Consider the following 17,195-nt stretch of genomic DNA (forward strand, 5'->3'; position numbering starts at 1 on the left):
CCCCTCCTTCCTAACATGCGTATCGTAAAAGAATATCATATAATGGCTGGAATGCTGCCCAAATTACCGTTAACACAAGGTGTAAACCATTCCGGGCATTGGTTTAATCTTCTTTTTTATAATCAAATTTATCAGAACCGAGTGCAAAAGTCCAAATTCAATTCCCGAAAGCTGTTGAAGCTGGTCAATATTCGCGGGCTCCGACGAGAGAATATCGATGATTTTCAGTTCTTCCGGAGGATCATAAGTATGCTCCAAAGAGCCGTCTTCCGACAATATTTCTGCATCGTTCGCCTTTGTCGGGAGTTCTCCAAGACGCCCCTGATACTCTTCCAAAATATGTGCGGCACTTCCGACGGCGGCCGCCCCTTGACGGATCAGCTGCAGCGTCCCTGTGCTTTGTTTTGACGTGATTGCCCCTGGAACAACAAATATGTCGCGGTTTTCCTCCATCGCAAGGTCTGCGGTAATCAAGGAGCCGCTTCTAGCCGAAGCCTCTACGACCAAGGTCCCAAGGCTTACTCCGGCGATAATGCGGTTGCGCTGGGGAAATAATCCGGGGTGAGGCTTGGTACCTATCGGATATTCCGTAATAACAAGGCCAGCTGTCGATATTTGCTCGAAAAGAGCGGCATTTTGCGGCGGATAAATATGATCGAAGCCTGTTCCCATCACCGCGATGGTTGAGCCTCTCCCCTCCAGCGCCCCCCGATGGGCGGCTGTATCTATGCCCTTAGCCAGCCCGCTTATAATGGTTACACCGGCCCGCGACAAATCAGCGGACAGCGTATAAGCGACTTTACGCCCATAAGGCGTCGCTTCTCTCGTACCCACAACAGCGATGGAAGGATTGTTCAGGAGCTCCAGATCCCCTTTCGTATATAGAACCCACGGCGGCTGTGCCGTTTGTCCCAGCAGAAGCGGATAGTCCTCATCTAATCTCGTCACAAGCCGGATTCCCTGTTTGCGGTATTCCTCCATCCGTTCTGCAATCCAGGTTTCACTCAACTTGCTTTTTAGAATTCCGGCCCGCTTTTCCCCTAGCCTCTCACGAACAAGCTCGTGCCATCCATCGGCTTCCAAAAGGATGGATAAGTCTGGAAACTGATCCAGCAGCCACTCAATCGATTTTCCGCCGATTCCTTCCAATTCATGCAGTCCAAACACGATTTCACTGTTCATCATCATACTTCCCCCTTTAATGGAAAACTCCATATAAGAAAACCTCTATCGAGGCCCCTTCAAGGATGAGCGACCGCAACTCATAGGTAGGTTTTCTTGTGATAAAGAATGTGTTCACCTCCGCTGAAAACTTATACATTCTTTATCGTTAAAAAAACAGCCTCCCATTCGCTTAAAGCGAACGAAAGGCTGCTTGCCTTACTGCATTATTTTTTTGTGATGCACTTCTCAAGAAGGCCGCGCTCTTCCAATACGGAAACAAGCGTCGAGCCCATTTCGGAAGGAGTCGGAGCAACCTTGATGCCGCAGCGCTCCATCGTAGCGATTTTCTCGGCCGCTGTTCCTTTGCCACCGGAAATGATCGCGCCTGCATGGCCCATGCGCTTTCCTGGAGGCGCTGTAACGCCGCCGATAAAGCCGACAACCGGCTTCGTCATATTCGCTTTGATCCACTCTGCCGCTTCTTCTTCTGCTGTGCCGCCGATTTCACCGATCATGATCACCGCAAAGGTGTCCGGATCTTCATTAAACAGCTTCAGAATATCGATGAACTCGGAGCCCTTTACCGGGTCGCCGCCGATCCCTACAGCTGTCGATTGGCCGATGCCGCGAGTCGAAAGCTGGTGAACCGCTTCGTATGTAAGCGTTCCGGAACGGGATACAACACCTACATGACCCTTCGTGTGAATATAACCCGGCATGATACCGATTTTGCACTCGTCCGGTGTAATAACGCCCGGACAGTTTGGTCCGATCAAGCGAGTGTTCTTGCCTTCCATGTAACGCTTTACTTTCACCATATCCATTACCGGAATTCCTTCGGTAATACAGATAACCAGATCCAGCTCTGCGTCCACCGCTTCCATGATCGCGTCCGCTGCAAATGCTGGCGGTACGTAAATTACGGATGCGTTAGCGTCTGTCGCAACCTTTGCTTCGGCAACCGTGTTATAAACCGGAACTGCCTTCGTCGACCCGTTCTCAAGGGTAATATCAACGTTTGTGCCGCCTTTGCCCGGCGTTACGCCCGCTACCATCTGCGTGCCGTAATCGAGGCCGCCTTTGGTATGGAACATCCCGGTTGCACCGGTGATGCCTTGAGTAATTACACGCGTGTTTTTATTAACTAAAATACTCATTGTATGGGTGCACCTCCAAGTTTACTTCACGAGCGCAACAATTTTTTGCGCGCCGTCAGCCATCGAATCCGCAGCAACAATGTTGAGGCCGGATTCGTTCAGAAGCTTTTTGCCAAGTTCCACATTCGTTCCTTCCAAGCGAACGACAAGCGGTTTGTCGAGCTGGATTTGCTTCGCCGCTTCGATAACGCCGCTGGCGATAACATCACAGCGCATAATGCCGCCGAAGATGTTAACGAAAATCCCTTTTACGCTCGGATCGGACAAAATAATTTTGAACGCTTCCGTAACCTTCTCCGCTGTAGCGCCGCCGCCAACATCAAGGAAGTTGGCCGGTTCGCCGCCGTAGTACTTGATGATGTCCATCGTAGCCATCGCAAGACCAGCGCCGTTAACCATACATCCGATGTTGCCGTCAAGGGCAATGTAGCTGAGATCGAACTTGGATGCTTGAATTTCCTTCTCATCTTCTTCGTCAAGGTCGCGAAGCTCAAGAATGTCTTTATGACGGAACAACGCGTTGGAATCGAAGTTGAGCTTTGCATCAAGTGCCATCACTTCACCGTCGCCTGTAACAACGAGCGGATTAATTTCAGCGATCGAGCAGTCTTTTTCTACAAAAGCGCTGTAAAGGCCAAGCATGAATTTTACAGCTTTGTTTACCAGCTCAGCAGGGATATTAATAGCATAAGCAAGCTTGCGGGCTTGAAACGCCTGCATGCCTACAGCAGGATCAATGATTTCTTTAATGATTTTTTCCGGAGAATGCTCAGCAACTTCCTCGATTTCCGTGCCGCCTTCTTCGGATGCCATCATTACAACGCGGCCTGTTCCGCGATCCAGTACGAGGCCAACGTAGTATTCCTTCTTGATGTCGCAGCCCTGCTCAACAAGCAAGCGCTTAACTTCTTTACCTTCCGGACCAGTCTGATGCGTGACAAGCACTTTGCCCAAAATTTCCGAAGCGTATGTACGAACATCATCCAGGCTCTTTGCAACCTTGACACCGCCCGCTTTACCGCGGCCGCCGGCGTGAATCTGGGCCTTTACCACTGTCACAGGTGTGCCGAGCTGCTTAGCAGCTTCTACGGCTTCTTCAACCGTAAACGCAACTCTGCCCTCAGGAACCTTGACGCCGTATTGTCTCAAGATTTCTTTCCCTTGGTACTCATGGATATTCATTCTCCGTACTCCTTTACCAAAATGTACAAACAATTAATAATTCGCGAACGATTCGTGAATTCCTCTTGCTCATGCAAGTTTTATTTTTCGTCCGCCAGTTTTTGCACACGAGTGCAAACGTTGTAATTGTACCATGTTTCTTCGACAAATTCCTTACTTCACCCGAAAAATCACGATTTTTCTTATTTCGCGGGCAATAAAAGGGAAAAGGCACAAAAAAACGCATCCCCTGTACGTAGGATGCGCTTAATGGGTTAACGGTATGCCGAAGCCACCGTCGTTTCCGTTCTAGGCTCGCGTTCCGCCTGTTTAACAAAGCGCAGCTCATTGCCGACAAAACGGCATACCATGCACTGCACCTGCGGATCGGCTTCCTCGATCAATTGAGGCTCACCCATTTCGCTTACTGAACCGTTAATGGCGTCCTTCATAAAAAACGTCGAAGTCGTTTCCAGCAGCGCAAACTTAACGCGGTTTGAACGGCAGTTCGGACAAAAATATGGTTTTTCCTGCATCATTGATCACCTCGTTCGTATAGAATAACCAAGGCTGCCATTTTTTATTCATGGAACGCAGGATTTTCACATCGTAAAGCGAACTATTGTAGACGAAGTATGAATACAAAAAAATGCGCTGGATCTTGATCCTGCTGCTATTTAAATGAGAGTGTAAGGAAGCACCTTCTCTCCGAAAATCACTTTTTCGGAAAGCAGGTGTTTTTTTATGTATGGAAAAATAACCGGGGGCTGTCTTCACGGGATAGACGGCATGTTAATCGAGGTCGAAGCGGACGTAAGTAACGGACTTCCCCAAGTAAATATCGTTGGCCTGCCGGACTCATCCGTCCGCGAATCCGTCGAAAGGGTCCGCTCTGCAATTAAGAACGGGGGATTTCAATTCCCGTTAGCGAGAATCACAATTAATCTAGCGCCCGCCGACCTTCGTAAGGAGGGTACATGCTTTGATTTGGCGATCGCAGTTTGCATCCTGACAACAAGCGGCCAGCTTTCTCCCGCTTTCTTCCAATCCGCGCTTGTTCTCGGCGAGCTGTCCTTGGACGGAGGCGTACGTCCCGTGCCAGGAGTGCTTTCCATGGTGCACCGCGCCAAGCAGGCCGGTATTTATACGGTTGTGCTGCCTGCGGAGAATGCCAAAGAAGCCGAATTAATTGAAGGCATGCGGATCGTCGTCGTGAAAAATGTACGGGAGCTGGCCAATCCGCAATGGTTTGAAGCTGCTGAGCGACAGGGGACGATAGTGCATACCGACGCCTCTGCCGGAAACGAGAGAGATAGCATGCCGGACTTTGCTGACGTCAAAGGACAGCAGCAAGCAAAGCGGGCGCTTGCCATAGCCGCCGCTGGAATGCATAACGTCATTCTTGTCGGTCCTCCGGGGTCCGGAAAAACGATGTTAATGCGCAGACTGCCCTCCATTCTCCCGCCCCTAAGCGACGAAGAGGCCTTTCAAGTAACTCGGATTTACAGTGCGGCGAATCTGCTGCACGGCCCTGCAAAATTTATCCGCAGGCGACCTTTTCGCGCCCCGCATCATACCGTCTCGCCCGGCGGTCTAGCCGGCGGAGGCACGATTCCGAAGCCCGGCGAGGTCAGCCTCGCCCATCACGGCGTGCTCTTTCTTGACGAGCTGCCGGAATTTTCGCGCAGCGCTCTAGAAATTTTGCGGCAGCCGCTGGAGGACCGGGTGTTGACGATTTCTAGGGCCAGAGGCTCCGTAACATTTCCGGCTACTTTTATTTTTGCCGCTTCCATGAATCCGTGCCCCTGCGGCTATTACGGTCAAACCGACGGGGTTCGCGTGTGCAGCTGCACCGAGCTCTCCGTCAAGCGGTATCGAGGTAAAATTTCCGGACCTCTGCTCGATCGGATTGATATGCAGGTCGAGGTGCCCCGCGTAACTGCAGCATGGAGCGAGACGCCCGTAACGGAGCATTCCGAGGAGCAGTGGTCATCCAAGGTGCTGCGCGCCGCGGTAGACACTGCGCATACCGTTCAAGCCAAGCGGTACGAACGGCTGGCGTTTTCCTACAACAGCGAGCTGAGCGGAAGCGCCCTGCGCACCTTTTGTAAAGTAGACCGACATGGACAAGGGATATTGAAGGGAGCGTTTGAGCACCTCGGCCTGAGTGCACGGGCGTATGATCGAATCATTAAGGTAGCGAGAACAATTGCAGATATGGAACAAGCGGAGAATATAAGAGGAGATCATATTGCGGAGGCAATTCATTACCGGTTCTGGGATCGACAGCTTTAAAACGCATTTATAACATGCTTAAGCTCCAGCACCGAGCCGTTAGAATCCATTGTAATGCCAATTACATCAAAGCGAATCGGCTGATCCCAGCCGCCGGTTGCTTGTAAATATACCGAGGCGGTGCTGCGCAGCTTCTGCTGTTTACGGCCGTCTACCGATTCAAGAGCTGTACCGTACGCTTGGCCGCTCGTCATGGGTGAACCGCAGGAGCCTGTTCTTGTCCTTACCTCAACAAAGACCCGGACCCCTTCGTGCCATGCAATCAAATCAATTTCACCGGTCCGGCATCGCCAATTGCGTTCCGTCACCTGGTATCCCAATGATCGCAGAAACTGCTCCGCCTCACGTTCACCGGTGCTCCCGGTTTGCTTTCTGCGATCCTTCGGATTGCTGCGCGATCCGTTGACTCCCACTATAAACCCTCCTTCGCCCGTTTATCCGCCCGGTATACAAAGCTTAAAATTTCTGCGACCAGCTGGTACAGCTCCGCCGGTATTTCCTGCTCCAGCTCCAGCTTGGAAAGCACCTCTACGAGAGAAGCGTCCTCTTGAACCGGGACGCCATGCTCCTTCGCCCGGTCCAAAATCGCTTCTGCCACCCGCCCTTTCCCCTTTGCAACAACAACAGGGGCTTGGCTTTTCTCGGGGGCGTACCGAAGCGCAACCGCTTTTTTCATTTGGCTCATACGCGCAGGTCCACCCCTTTGTAAGGCTTTGACGCATATTTGGAGGCAGCTGCCGCTGCAGCTCCCGCGGCGGATCCTGACGCTCCAGAGGCTGCGTCCTGCTCAGGGATCGGCGCTGCCTTCAACGAAAGCAGCTGATAGCCAACGGAATGCAGTGCCTGCTGAATTTCCGGCTTTGTCTGCTCCAACAAAGGAGCAATATGCGGAAAATTATTATGCACCTGCAGGCTTACAATTTTATCGACCACCTGAACGTCAACGATCGTATCCCCGAGTGTTTTCATCTGCAAATCAAATAAGAGCCGACAATTGTCAGCATCAACCCCGCCTTTTGCTCCTTTTCGCGATTGAATATGCACGGCGGCGGTCTGCCTGCCGTCCGGTCCCAGCAGAGGAACGAAAACGGTCATGTGCGAAAGCATTCCCGAACGGTCTGGTGTCATGAGAAGCTGCTGGCCGGAAATTTGCTGCGTAAGCTGGCCGGCAGTATCCTTCACGCTCGCAGGCACATCCTCGCTTTGCAGAAGCGAGAGCAGCAGCTGCTTTATCGTTTCTTGCGGGGCGGCCGATCTTGCTGGTGCCCCTTCGCCTGCGGAGGCTTGGATTTCGTTCCCAGCAGCTTTCTGCGCCGCAATCCCGGAACGGTCTGCTTCGTTTCGCTCCAGCATCTTCAGTAAATCCGATTCATGGTCGATCCCTAGGCTTTTCAGTATTGCAGCTACTGCATTTGGCTTCACTGCAGCACCTGTCTGCACTTCCAGCCCTTGAACCTGTGGCGGCAGTTCACGACCTCCTGCAGTACTTCCTCCTCCTTGGAGGCCCCCCTGAATAGGAACGGCCGCCGCTGATGGCAAAGGTGCCCGTGGAGGCACCGATGCGGCGGCAGCATTCCCTCCGGGAGCACCCGCGCCGATCCGCTCTCCCGCAGCCGGCTTTTGCCCCTCCGCTCCCTCTTTCCCGGGCTCCATAACGCCGAGAACCGCTGCCCCAGCTGCTGAAATTTTCGAAAGCACCGCTTCGAGCTTGCCGGCCAGCTGTGCTGTTTGTGCGTTTCCTCGTTCCGAGGCGGAGCGCGCCAAATCCTTCAATTCGCCGCTGAGCTTGTCCAGCAGCGAATCCAGAGGCGGCCCGAATAACGTCTGACGCAGCGACTTCACCACATCCTCGCTAAGCGGCAGTCCACGCTTAACAGCCAAAATCCCCGCTTGGGCCAGCTCGTCCGCATCAGCGCTTCGCAGTGCCTGCTCCCCGAGCCCTGTTCGCAGCGTATCAATCGTTTCGCGTGTGACCGCCATACCGGCCGCCTGCACATGCTGAACCAGCCTGCGCAGCTCCGGCTGGTCCTTAAGGCCAAGCACCTTCAGCGCATCCCCGGCCGCCTCCGGGTTAATCGGCAATGCGGATTTCTGCAAAGGCTTCAGCACGACCTGTCCTTGAGCGGATTCCGGCTGTACCTGCAGCAGCGTAACCTGTCCCGGGGCCAGCGGTGTTTCAAGCCTCGCTTTGACATGCGTGCCTCCCAAATTTACGATTGCTTCTTGATTTTCCAGAAGCTGCAGCACCAGCCCCTTGATCACCTGACCGACCTTCAGCTCAAGTAGCTTCGGCTCTGCAGGCGCAACATCTCCAACAAATGAACGCAGCAGCTGCTGTATATTCATTCCCGCCCCCCCCTTTCCCGACATCGTTACGTACTATATCGGCTTATTCCAGATAAACAGTTAGAGGCACCCGCTAAAACAACTCCTGCTGCTCTGCAAACAGCTTTCCCAAAAAAGACTGTCTATGTAATGGACTCGGCCCATATTCCAATAATGCCTGCCGATGCTCTTTCGTCGCATAGCCTTTATGCGATCCAAGACCGTACTGCGGGTACTGTGCGTCCCACTGCAGGCACAGTCGATCCCGTGTTACTTTAGCGATAATCGAGGCAGCCGCAATCGATTGGCTTAGCGCATCTCCATGGATGACAGCCAGCTGCTCAATATCGGTATCGATTTTTTCCGCATCGACCAATAAATATCCGGGCCGTATCCGCAAGCCTTCAACCGCCTTCTTCATGGCCAATCTTGACGCCTGCTTAATATTTATCCGATCAATGACCGAACAGTCCACACGTCCAATCGAAACCGCATCGGCCTGCTCCATGATCGTTTCAAAAAGCTGCTCCCGCTTCTTTTCACTGAGCTTCTTTGAGTCGTTCACACCCTCCAGCACCAAGCCTGCCGGAAGAATGACCGCAGCGGCCACCACATCCCCAAACAAACACCCTCTGCCAACCTCATCGACCCCTGCAATGGATGTTAAGCCGCGTTCCCATAATTCCTGTTCATATTGAAGCATATCAAGACTCCCTTCCATCCCTCTATTGTAAAGGCAGAGAGCATTGAGGAAAAGCCTTGACACCGCATAAAAAAAAACGCCCATGCGGCATTCGTGTGGAATGTCCGCATCAGCGTTTACGGTTTTTCTAAACTAATTCTGCCTAGCTTGCCTGTCTGCAGATCGCGCAGCAGTACCCGTGATGCTTTTTCCAGGTTCACGATCCCACCGCCCTGCAGGCATCCTCTTCTGCGTCCGATTTGCTCCATGACCCCGACAACGGCATCGCCAAAAAACTCGGACTCTGGATCCGGCAATGTCTCCAGCTCCCCCAGATCATACCGATCCTGCAAAAGTCCCGGGTAGGCGTCCGCTAAATATCCTGTCAAATGAAAAGCAACATCTTCCACGTTTAAAATTTCTTCCTTGATTGCACCGCTCGCCGCTAGACGATAACCGACCTTCTGATCCTCGAACTTCGGCCATAAAATTCCCGGTGTATCGAGCAGCTCAATCCCTGTGCCGACGCGAATCCACTGCTGGCCCTTCGTAACACCCGGCCGGTCACCGGTCGCCGCTACTTTGCGTCCCGCGAGCCGGTTAATCAGCGTCGATTTACCCACGTTCGGAATACCGACGATTAAGATGCGCACCGCGCGCGGATTGACACCCTTCGCTTCCCAGCGTGCAAATTTTTCCGCCATCAGCTCTTCGGCCCGCGGCTGAATTTCATTCACCCGGTGACCGCTGGATGCATCAATCGGCAGAGCCTTTAACCCTTTATCGGCAAAATAGCTGACCCATTGTTCCGTTACCCTCGGATCGGCCAGGTCCGTCTTATTCAATAATACGAGCCTCGGCTTATCCTTTAAAATATCATCAATCATCGGATTCCGGCTGGATAGCGGCAATCTGGCATCCAGGAGCTCTATCGCCACGTCAATCAGCTTCAGCTTTTCCTCGATTTGCCGTCTCGCCCGCGTCATATGGCCGGGAAACCATTGTATTGTCATCTTGCGCCACCTGCTTCCTGCATTCCGTCAGCCTCTAATGTGCAACAAATCCGATTTGCGAGAGAGGCCAAATCCGCACATCCGCCCGGCCAATTACTTTCTCATATTCGATAAAACCGATATCTCTGCTGTCTCTGCTGTTTCTCCGGTTATCGCCCATGACAAATAACTGATTTTCCGGAACGATATGCTCATCATAATTTTTATTGTTGTAAGTATTCCCGTTCCCCAGCTTTGCATATTCATCGATCACGCTCTGGATATAAGGCTCGGCAATCTTCTCCCCGTTTACAAAGACCGCATCTCCGTCTACCCTCACCGTGTCGCCAGGGAGCCCGATAACACGTTTAATATAGTCGGACCCGTCCGGCGCCTCAAAAACGATAACCTCGCCGTGCTCAGGTTCACGAATATCATACAATATCTTATTGACAATTACCCGTTCTCCTGTATGAAAATTCGGCTCCATGGATGGACCATCAACAAGATAAGGGGAAAATAAAAATACCCGGATGACGACGACGAGTACAGCGGCAATCAATAGCGCCTTAACCCAATCAATAACTTCTTCCTTCCAGCCTGGTTTCACTTCCGCCGCTTGCTGCGAGTACTGCCCAGATTGCTCCTGCTCCATAGCCCTGCCTCCTTTTCCACCTTATACAGGTCATTTTCATGCTTGTTTGGCATAACAAAAAGGAGCCCCCTTATCGGCAAGCCCCTTTTGGTTTTATCGAATTTCTTGGATACGTGCTGCTTTACCGCGAAGTTCGCGAAGATAGTAGAGCTTCGCGCGACGTACCTTACCACGGCGAGCCACTTCAATCTTATCTACTTTAGGCGAATGCAGCGGGAACGTACGCTCCACACCGACACCGTAAGAAATTTTACGAACTGTAAATGATGCGCTGATTCCACCGCCGCGGCGCTTGATAACAACACCCTCGAACAACTGAATACGTTCGCGGTTGCCCTCTTTTACCTTAACGTGAACCTTCAGCGTATCACCTGGACGAAACGCAGGAATATCCGTGCGTAGCTGTTCCTTCGTAAGTTCTGCAATAATGTTCATATTCATTAGGTGACTCCCTCCTTCCCCACAGGCGTTCATGCCGCTCCTTCCCGCTCTTCGGCGAGAGATCATTGCAGACAGCGGACCACCGGACTATGTACGGCTAAAACCGCAACAGACATTATATTATCACAGCTCCGCCTATATTACAAGAACATTTATGATCCTCTGCATACCAACGATCGAATAAGGCAGAAGGTCATCCGGATAAGGAGATCATTCTCGGTTCATTGCATCCCGCTATCCCCTTCGCTCAGAAAAAGAAACTGACCTTTCCCAAGGTCGCATGAGCACAGCTGCAGCAGCTCGTCTCTCCCGTCCTTCTCCTGAGAGAAAGGGATAGTCATTACCTTAGCCGCCAAAGCTCAGTAAACCCCCATTACAGGCTGCTAGCATTATGCAGACAGAATACCCCCGTCCCAGCCAGGCAGCCAACATCCACTCCACTCAGAGCCTCATCCGCTTACTTGCCTTAGATACAAGTTCCGACTCCAATTGTTTTATCCCCGCTCTCCATTGCCGTTCGCCTCACTCTGCTTCCGTTCCTCTGCCAGCTCCCGTTTCGCTTCTGCCAACAGCTTCTGCTCCTTGGCATCAAGTACATGCCCTTCGAGCAGCTCCGGTCTTCGGCTCAGCGTCCGTTTAAAGGACTCCTTTCGCCTCCACGCCGCGATTTTGGCATGATCCCCGGACAACAGCACTTCCGGCACACTCCAGCCTCTAAATTCCGGAGGTCTTGTATAATGAGGGTACTCCAGCAAGCCTGTACTAAAAGAGTCCGTTACCGCCGAAGTTTCATTTCCAAGCACACCCGGAAGCAGCCTGGCGACGCTGTCAATGACGGCCATTGCGGCAATTTCTCCGCCTGTGAGCACAAAATCACCGAGCGAAATTTCGTCCGTTATCAAGTGCTCCCGAATCCGCTCATCATACCCCTCATAATGCCCGCAAATAAGGATTAGATGCTCCTGGGCTGCAAGCTCCTCCGCCTTTTTTTGCGAATACGGCTCTCCTTGAGGGCATAAGAGAATGATTTTTCGCTTCACGTGATCAGAACATCCGACACGCCCCATGCCCGCTGCATTCGCCGGAGAAGCATCCACCTGCAATATTTGTCCGGCATCCGCTTCTCCCTCCTGACAGCCGCCAATAAACCGTTCCACGCCAAGCACATGCTCGACGGCCGCGAACAAAGGCTCCGGCTTAAGCACCATCCCTCCGCCGCCGCCATACGGGTAGTCGTCCACCGTCTTATGCTTGTTCGTCGAAAAGTCGCGAAAATCAGTGACATCGACATCCAGCAACCCTTTTTGCCTTGCTTTCCCTAATATGCTGGAGCTCAGCACGCCCTCAAACATTGCCGGAAACAAGGACAGCACGTCAATTTTCAAAGCTAAATCAAGCCTTCCATCAGATGTACTTTAACTTTCTTCTCTTCAATATTTACATCAAGCACCACGTCATTGATATAGGGAATGAGCAGGTCCTTGCCTTTCGGCCGTCCAACGACCCAAACATCATTCGCTCCTGGGGTTAAAATTTCTTTTACCTTACCGAGCAGCTCGCCTTCCTCACTGTAGACCTCGCAGCCGACGATTTCGTGATAATAAAACTCGTCCTCTTCCAGTTCAATCAGCTGATCCTCGGTTATTTTCAGTTCCCAGCCCTTAAAAGGCTCGATTTCATTGATGTTTGTAATCCCGTTAAACTTTATGTAATAAAGCCCCTTCTGCTCTCTCGCCGATTCCACTGTAAACATCTTCTGCTTGCTCGGATCCTCCGGATGCACAGCCAGCAGCTCGCTTCCTTTGGCGAAGCGCTCCTCTGGGAAATCCGTCTGTGCCAGCACCTTTACATCTCCGCGAATTCCGTGCGTATTTACGATCTTCCCTACATTAAACATCTTTTCAGCCATTTCCACACCTCCACACAGCATTGCCTTTAGCTTATCCCATTTTCACCGAAGATCGAGAAAAATAAAAGCGTTCAAAGATAAAAAGGTTAGAAGCATTTATCGCGCTCCTAACCCTTTATTGATTACGATACAATTTCCACGTTCACACGCTTGCTTTCTTTCACGGCTGCCGAGGTGACGACAGTGCGCAGCGCCTTGACAATCCGCCCCTGCTTGCCGATAACTTTGCCGACATCTTCAGGATGCACGGACAGCTCGTACGTGATGGAGCGGTCGTCTTCGGTAACTTTAACGCGCACCTCTTCCGGATGGTCGACCAGCTTTGACGCAATGATCGTAATTAATTGTTCCATCTCTAACCCCCCGTACAGAAGGCATTACTTCTGAAGCTTGGATTCGTGGAATTTCTTCAAGATGCCCGCTTTGCTGAACAGGTTGCGGACAGTATCGGAAGCTTGAGCGCCGTTTTGCAGCCACTTCAATGCTTTTTCTTCATCGATGTTTACCTGTGCCGGTTGAGCTACAGGGTTATAAGTGCCGATTTCTTCGATGAAACGGCCGTCACGCGGAGAACGGGAATCGGAAACCACCAGACGGTAGAAAGGAGCTTTGTGAGCGCCCATACGCTTAAGACGAATGCGAGTTGCCATGAAAATTCACCTCCTTAGTAAAATACGAAGCCACTATTTATTAACGGAACGGGAACTTAGGACGTCCCCCGCCAAGCATATTTTTCATGCCGGCCAAGCCTTTCTTTCCCTTCTTGCCTTTGCCCATCATACCGGACATCTGCTTCATCATCTTGCGCATGTCCTCGAACTGCTTCAGGAAACGGTTCACATCCTGAACGGTGTTGCCGCTGCCTGCAGCAAGCCTGCGTCTGCGGCTGGCATTGATCAACTCCGGCTTCAGCTTCTCTTCCTTCGTCATGGAACGAACGATCGCTTCCACGCGAGAAAGCCGTTTCTCATCGACATTAAGATCCTTCAAGCCCTTCACATTATTCATGCCGGGCAGCATATCGAGCAGCTGATCCAACGGACCCAGCTTACGCACCTGCTCCATCTGCTCAAGGAAATCCTCGAACGTAAATTCCGCACGGCGCATCTTGCGTTCCATTTCCTTCGCTTTATCCGAGTCGATGTTCGCCTGCGCTTTCTCGATCAGCGTCAGCATATCGCCCATGCCAAGGATCCGGGAAGCCATCCGCTCCGGATGGAACGGCTCTAGTGCATCGAGCTTTTCGCCCGTCGCAGCAAACTTGATCGGGCAGCCGGTAACCGCCTTAACGGATAACGCCGCACCGCCGCGTGTATCGCCGTCGAGCTTGGTCAGCACGACACCCGTTAATTCGAGTGAATTGTGGAAATGCTCCGCTACATTCACCGCATCTTGACCGGTCATCGCATCGACGACCAGCAGCGTCTCATCCGGCTTTACCTCAGCGCGGATTTGCTGCAGCTCATCCATTAAGGCTTCATCGATGTGAAGGCGGCCGGCGGTATCAATAATCACGTAATCATTACCGTTTTCCTTGGCGTGCGCCACACCCTGCTTCGCAATTTCAACAGGGCTTGTTTGATCTCCAAGAGAAAATACCGGCACCTTCAGCTGCTCGCCGAGCACTTGAAGCTGCTTAATCGCAGCCGGACGATAAATGTCGCCGGCAACCAGCAAAGGACGATGATTTTGCGATACCAGGTACTTCGCCAGCTTGCCGGTCGTGGTTGTTTTCCCCGCACCCTGCAGCCCGGCCATCATAATTACCGTCGGCGGACGATTGGAGCGTGCCAGCTTCGCTTGCGTACCGCCCATCAGCGCCGTCATTTCTTTATTCACGATGTCGACAACGACCATGCCGGGCGTGAAGCTCTTCATCACTTCCTGGCCGATCGCCTTTTCCTTCACGCTTGCGACGAACTGTTTCACAACCTTAAAGTTAACATCCGCTTCAAGCAGAGCGAGACGAACCTCCCGCATTGCTTCATTGACATCGTCTTCCGTTACTTTACCTTTTCCGCGCAGCTTGCTGAATACGCTCTGTAGCCGGTTGGATAAGCTTTCGAAAGCCATCTGTACATGCCCCCTTTCGTTTGAGGACTTCTATTATATTAGCTCCGCCATTTGGTCAATAAGCGCGCGCAGCCGCTGTGCATCAGGCTCGGACTGTGCGGCCGAATCCCGCAGCTGCTGCAGACAGGCCATTCGGCGCTCGTGATTTTCCAATAGGCGCAGCTTCGATTCGTAATCGTTTAACGTCTGCTCGGCCCGTTTAATATGCTCATAAACCGCCTGCCGGCTGATGCCGGATTCTTCGGCGATTTCGCCAAGCGAAAAGTCGTCATGAAAATAATAAGTTAAAAATGTGCGCTGCTTTTCCGTAAGCAGCGGAGAGTAAAAGTCAAAAAGCAGGTTTATTCTTGTCGTTTTTGTAAGAGCGTCCGACATGGGTGTGAACCTCCCTTTAACCGTCAAGGATAAACACTTTACAGCGACTTGAATATCATACCGAAAACAAAAAGAGATGTCAAGCGTGAATCCTTGACATCTCTTCGTCTAGGTTTGCGGACTACATTCTAAATTTCGCAACTGCCTCCTGCAGCTGCTCAGCCATTTTGGCCAGCGCGGCAGCGGAGCTGATAATTTCCTGAATGGAAGCCAGCTGCTCTTCGGAAGCGGCCGATACGCTTTCCGTTTCCGACGTCGCGCTGCGGGAAAGCTCGAGAAGCTCGCGGCTCTTCTCGCTCACTTCGGTTGAGCTCGCCGCCATTTCCTTAGAAGCCGCCGACAGACCGCGGATGAGCTCCGCTGCATCTCCCACCGATTGCTCGATCTCGGCAAAAGCGTCGCCAGCCGTGCGAACTACAGTAATGCCCTCTGCTGCGGTGTCGGTCATCTTCTTCATCGAAGCCACGGCCGATTCCGCTTCAATTTGAATAGCCTCGATTACCGCGCGGATTTGTTCCGCTGAGCTGGAGGATTGCTCAGCCAGCTTGCGAACCTCTCCCGCAACAACGGCGAAGCCGCGTCCCTGCTCTCCTGCGCGGGCAGCTTCGATCGCTGCGTTTAGAGCCAGCAGGTTCGTCTGACGTGAAATTTCGCTAATCGTTTGGACAATCGTACCGATCTGAACGGAACGCTCTCCCAAGGCCTCGACGACCGCTGCGGAGCTCGTTACTCCCTCGTTCATTTCATTCATTTTTTCAACGACCTCATTGATCGTTTTGCCGCCCTCTGTCGTAAGCGCCATCGTTTGCGACATCGAGTCTGCCATTTCAAGCGACTGCTGCGCCATCATCTGCAGCCCGGCGGACAAGTCGGAAACGAGCGTAAGGTTACGTTCTGCAAAGCCTTTCTGGCGCTCGGAGCCTTCCGCAACCGTTTGTGCGGATTCCGCAATATGCTCACTGGCTTGGCCCGATTGCTCAGCCCCGGCCGTCAGCTGCTGCGAAGATGCGGCCACCTGCATTGCCGTATCCTGAATCGAGGAAAGCAGGCCTCTTAAGTTATCCACCATTCCGTTAACCGAGCGGGACAACACGCCAAGCTCGTCGTTGGAGACGGCTTTAAGCGGCTCTAAAGCGAGATTTCCTTCCGCTACCTGAATCGCCGCATTCGAGACCTTCTTCAAAGAAGCCGAAATATAACGCGTTACCAGCAGTCCTAATACGATGACAAGAACCATGGAACTGATCGATATGATACGGAACAGCATCTGGAAGCTCGCGATATCTTCATGGGCACGCTGAACCGAGAGCTTCGTTTCCTCTTCGAGCGTCTGCATCATTTCATCCAGCATCTCGCGGCTTGCTTCAAACATCTTATAAGCGTTGAACGCTCTTGTCATGCTGTTTTCCGACATCGCCGATTCGGAGTTTTTCACCCATGCGCCTACATACGCTTTTAAGCTGCTATGCTTGGTGTCGATATCCTTTTTTATAGCCTCCGAAAAATTAGGGGATTCCATGATCATCTTCACCGATTGCTCGGCACGCTCCAGAGCCTGTTTATAGTTGGTCTCAAAATCTTTTTTCTCCGCCTCAAATTTATCGCCGGAAGTGGTCTGGAACACCAGTACGTTGCGTTCTGCTAAAAGCGCTTGATACAAATCGCGATCCGCGTTAAGCAGGTTATTTTTCGTCTGATCGCTAAGCGAAAGCGATTCAATGATTTGATTGGATACCGCTTTCACTTTTACATCCACAAAAATGTTCAGCACCGCCAGCACCACGAGCGGAATTAAAAGCAGCGTGAACAGCTTCATGCGCACGCTGTATGTAAATCTTCCTTTCCGCTGAATCTTTTCCTTCACTGGCTTGTCGATCTCTTTTCGCTGAAAAAAGAAACGCATAGAATTGAACCCCTTTCTGTAATAAACGACAGTAAGGAAACATTCTACGCGTTTCGACAAATT

At 52.0% G+C, this 17,195-nt stretch carries 19 protein-coding genes; 1 reads left to right on the plus strand and 18 read right to left on the minus strand.

Annotation, left to right across the window (positions count from 1 at the left end; translation table 11 throughout):
• Window positions 1–69 precede the first annotated feature (69 nt).
• From dprA to GQS10_RS00765, 4 genes are all read right to left on the minus strand, one after another.
• The gene (dprA, locus tag GQS10_RS00750; protein WP_166237998.1) at window positions 70–1,185 is read right to left on the minus strand and encodes a DNA-processing protein DprA; all 1,116 of its coding nucleotides are present in this window, start codon (window positions 1,183–1,185) and stop codon (window positions 70–72) included.
• A gap of 203 nt (window positions 1,186–1,388) precedes the next feature.
• A complete protein-coding gene (gene sucD / locus GQS10_RS00755; RefSeq protein WP_166238000.1) occupies window positions 1,389–2,321 on the minus strand; it encodes a succinate--CoA ligase subunit alpha in 933 nt (310 codons plus the stop codon).
• Window positions 2,322–2,342: 21 nt separating this feature from the next.
• Window positions 2,343–3,503 carry an ADP-forming succinate--CoA ligase subunit beta gene (sucC, locus tag GQS10_RS00760; protein WP_166238002.1) on the minus strand — a complete coding sequence of 387 codons (1,161 nt, stop codon included), beginning with the start codon at window positions 3,501–3,503 and terminating at the stop codon, window positions 2,343–2,345.
• Between the two features lie 254 nt (window positions 3,504–3,757).
• Window positions 3,758–4,018, minus strand: a complete 261-nt coding sequence (locus GQS10_RS00765) for a hypothetical protein (protein ID WP_166238004.1) — start codon at window positions 4,016–4,018, stop codon at window positions 3,758–3,760.
• A 208-nt stretch (window positions 4,019–4,226) separates the two neighbouring features.
• On the opposite strand from GQS10_RS00765, the gene GQS10_RS00770 reads away from it, so the two are divergent.
• A complete protein-coding gene (locus GQS10_RS00770; protein WP_166238006.1) occupies window positions 4,227–5,777 on the plus strand; it encodes a YifB family Mg chelatase-like AAA ATPase in 1,551 nt (516 codons plus the stop codon).
• On the opposite strand, the gene GQS10_RS00775 is transcribed toward GQS10_RS00770, so the two are convergent.
• From GQS10_RS00775 to GQS10_RS00840, 14 genes are all read right to left on the minus strand, one after another.
• Window positions 5,774–6,190, minus strand: a complete 417-nt coding sequence (locus GQS10_RS00775) for a YraN family protein (RefSeq protein WP_166238008.1) — start codon at window positions 6,188–6,190, stop codon at window positions 5,774–5,776. The genes GQS10_RS00770 and GQS10_RS00775 overlap by 4 nt on opposite strands.
• Window positions 6,190–6,462, minus strand: a complete 273-nt coding sequence (locus tag GQS10_RS00780; RefSeq protein WP_166238010.1) for an EscU/YscU/HrcU family type III secretion system export apparatus switch protein — start codon at window positions 6,460–6,462, stop codon at window positions 6,190–6,192. The genes GQS10_RS00775 and GQS10_RS00780 overlap by 1 nt, the downstream gene beginning before the upstream one ends.
• Window positions 6,459–8,123 (minus strand): hypothetical protein, encoded by a 1,665-nt coding sequence (locus GQS10_RS00785; protein ID WP_166238012.1) that lies wholly within the window; start codon window positions 8,121–8,123, stop codon window positions 6,459–6,461. Before GQS10_RS00785 ends, GQS10_RS00780 begins: the two co-directional genes overlap by 4 nt.
• Window positions 8,124–8,196: 73 nt before the next feature.
• Entirely contained in the window at window positions 8,197–8,805 is a 609-nt protein-coding gene (locus GQS10_RS00790) for a ribonuclease HII (RefSeq protein WP_166238014.1), read from the minus strand.
• Window positions 8,806–8,921: 116 nt separating this feature from the next.
• Window positions 8,922–9,797 (minus strand): ribosome biogenesis GTPase YlqF, encoded by an 876-nt coding sequence (gene ylqF / locus GQS10_RS00795; RefSeq protein ID WP_166238016.1) that lies wholly within the window; start codon window positions 9,795–9,797, stop codon window positions 8,922–8,924.
• 34 nt (window positions 9,798–9,831) lie between these two features.
• Window positions 9,832–10,431, minus strand: a complete 600-nt coding sequence (lepB, locus tag GQS10_RS00800) for a signal peptidase I (protein WP_166238018.1) — start codon at window positions 10,429–10,431, stop codon at window positions 9,832–9,834.
• Window positions 10,432–10,524: 93 nt separating this feature from the next.
• Window positions 10,525–10,866 (minus strand): 50S ribosomal protein L19, encoded by a 342-nt coding sequence (gene rplS, locus GQS10_RS00805; protein ID WP_166238333.1) that lies wholly within the window; start codon window positions 10,864–10,866, stop codon window positions 10,525–10,527.
• Between the two features lie 500 nt (window positions 10,867–11,366).
• Entirely contained in the window at window positions 11,367–12,257 is an 891-nt protein-coding gene (gene trmD / locus GQS10_RS00810; RefSeq protein ID WP_166238020.1) for a tRNA (guanosine(37)-N1)-methyltransferase TrmD, read from the minus strand.
• Between the two features lie 2 nt (window positions 12,258–12,259).
• On the minus strand, window positions 12,260–12,781 hold the full coding sequence (rimM, locus tag GQS10_RS00815; RefSeq protein ID WP_166238022.1) for a ribosome maturation factor RimM: 522 nt from the start codon (window positions 12,779–12,781) through the stop codon (window positions 12,260–12,262).
• Window positions 12,782–12,903: 122 nt separating this feature from the next.
• Window positions 12,904–13,134 carry a KH domain-containing protein gene (locus GQS10_RS00820; RefSeq protein WP_166238024.1) on the minus strand — a complete coding sequence of 77 codons (231 nt, stop codon included), beginning with the start codon at window positions 13,132–13,134 and terminating at the stop codon, window positions 12,904–12,906.
• A 24-nt stretch (window positions 13,135–13,158) separates the two neighbouring features.
• Window positions 13,159–13,431, minus strand: a complete 273-nt coding sequence (gene rpsP / locus GQS10_RS00825; RefSeq protein WP_166238026.1) for a 30S ribosomal protein S16 — start codon at window positions 13,429–13,431, stop codon at window positions 13,159–13,161.
• A 40-nt stretch (window positions 13,432–13,471) separates the two neighbouring features.
• Window positions 13,472–14,854 carry a signal recognition particle protein gene (ffh, locus tag GQS10_RS00830; protein WP_166238028.1) on the minus strand — a complete coding sequence of 461 codons (1,383 nt, stop codon included), beginning with the start codon at window positions 14,852–14,854 and terminating at the stop codon, window positions 13,472–13,474.
• Between the two features lie 33 nt (window positions 14,855–14,887).
• Window positions 14,888–15,229, minus strand: coding sequence for a putative DNA-binding protein (locus tag GQS10_RS00835; RefSeq protein ID WP_166238030.1), 342 nt, complete (start codon window positions 15,227–15,229; stop codon window positions 14,888–14,890).
• 121 nt (window positions 15,230–15,350) lie between these two features.
• Window positions 15,351–17,132 (minus strand): methyl-accepting chemotaxis protein, encoded by a 1,782-nt coding sequence (locus GQS10_RS00840; protein WP_166238032.1) that lies wholly within the window; start codon window positions 17,130–17,132, stop codon window positions 15,351–15,353.
• Between the last annotated feature and the right edge of the window lie 63 nt (window positions 17,133–17,195).

The sequence above is a fragment of the Paenibacillus turpanensis genome (assembly GCF_011421635.1).
GTDB classification, from domain to species: domain Bacteria; phylum Bacillota; class Bacilli; order Paenibacillales; family YIM-B00363; genus Paenibacillus_AK; species Paenibacillus_AK turpanensis.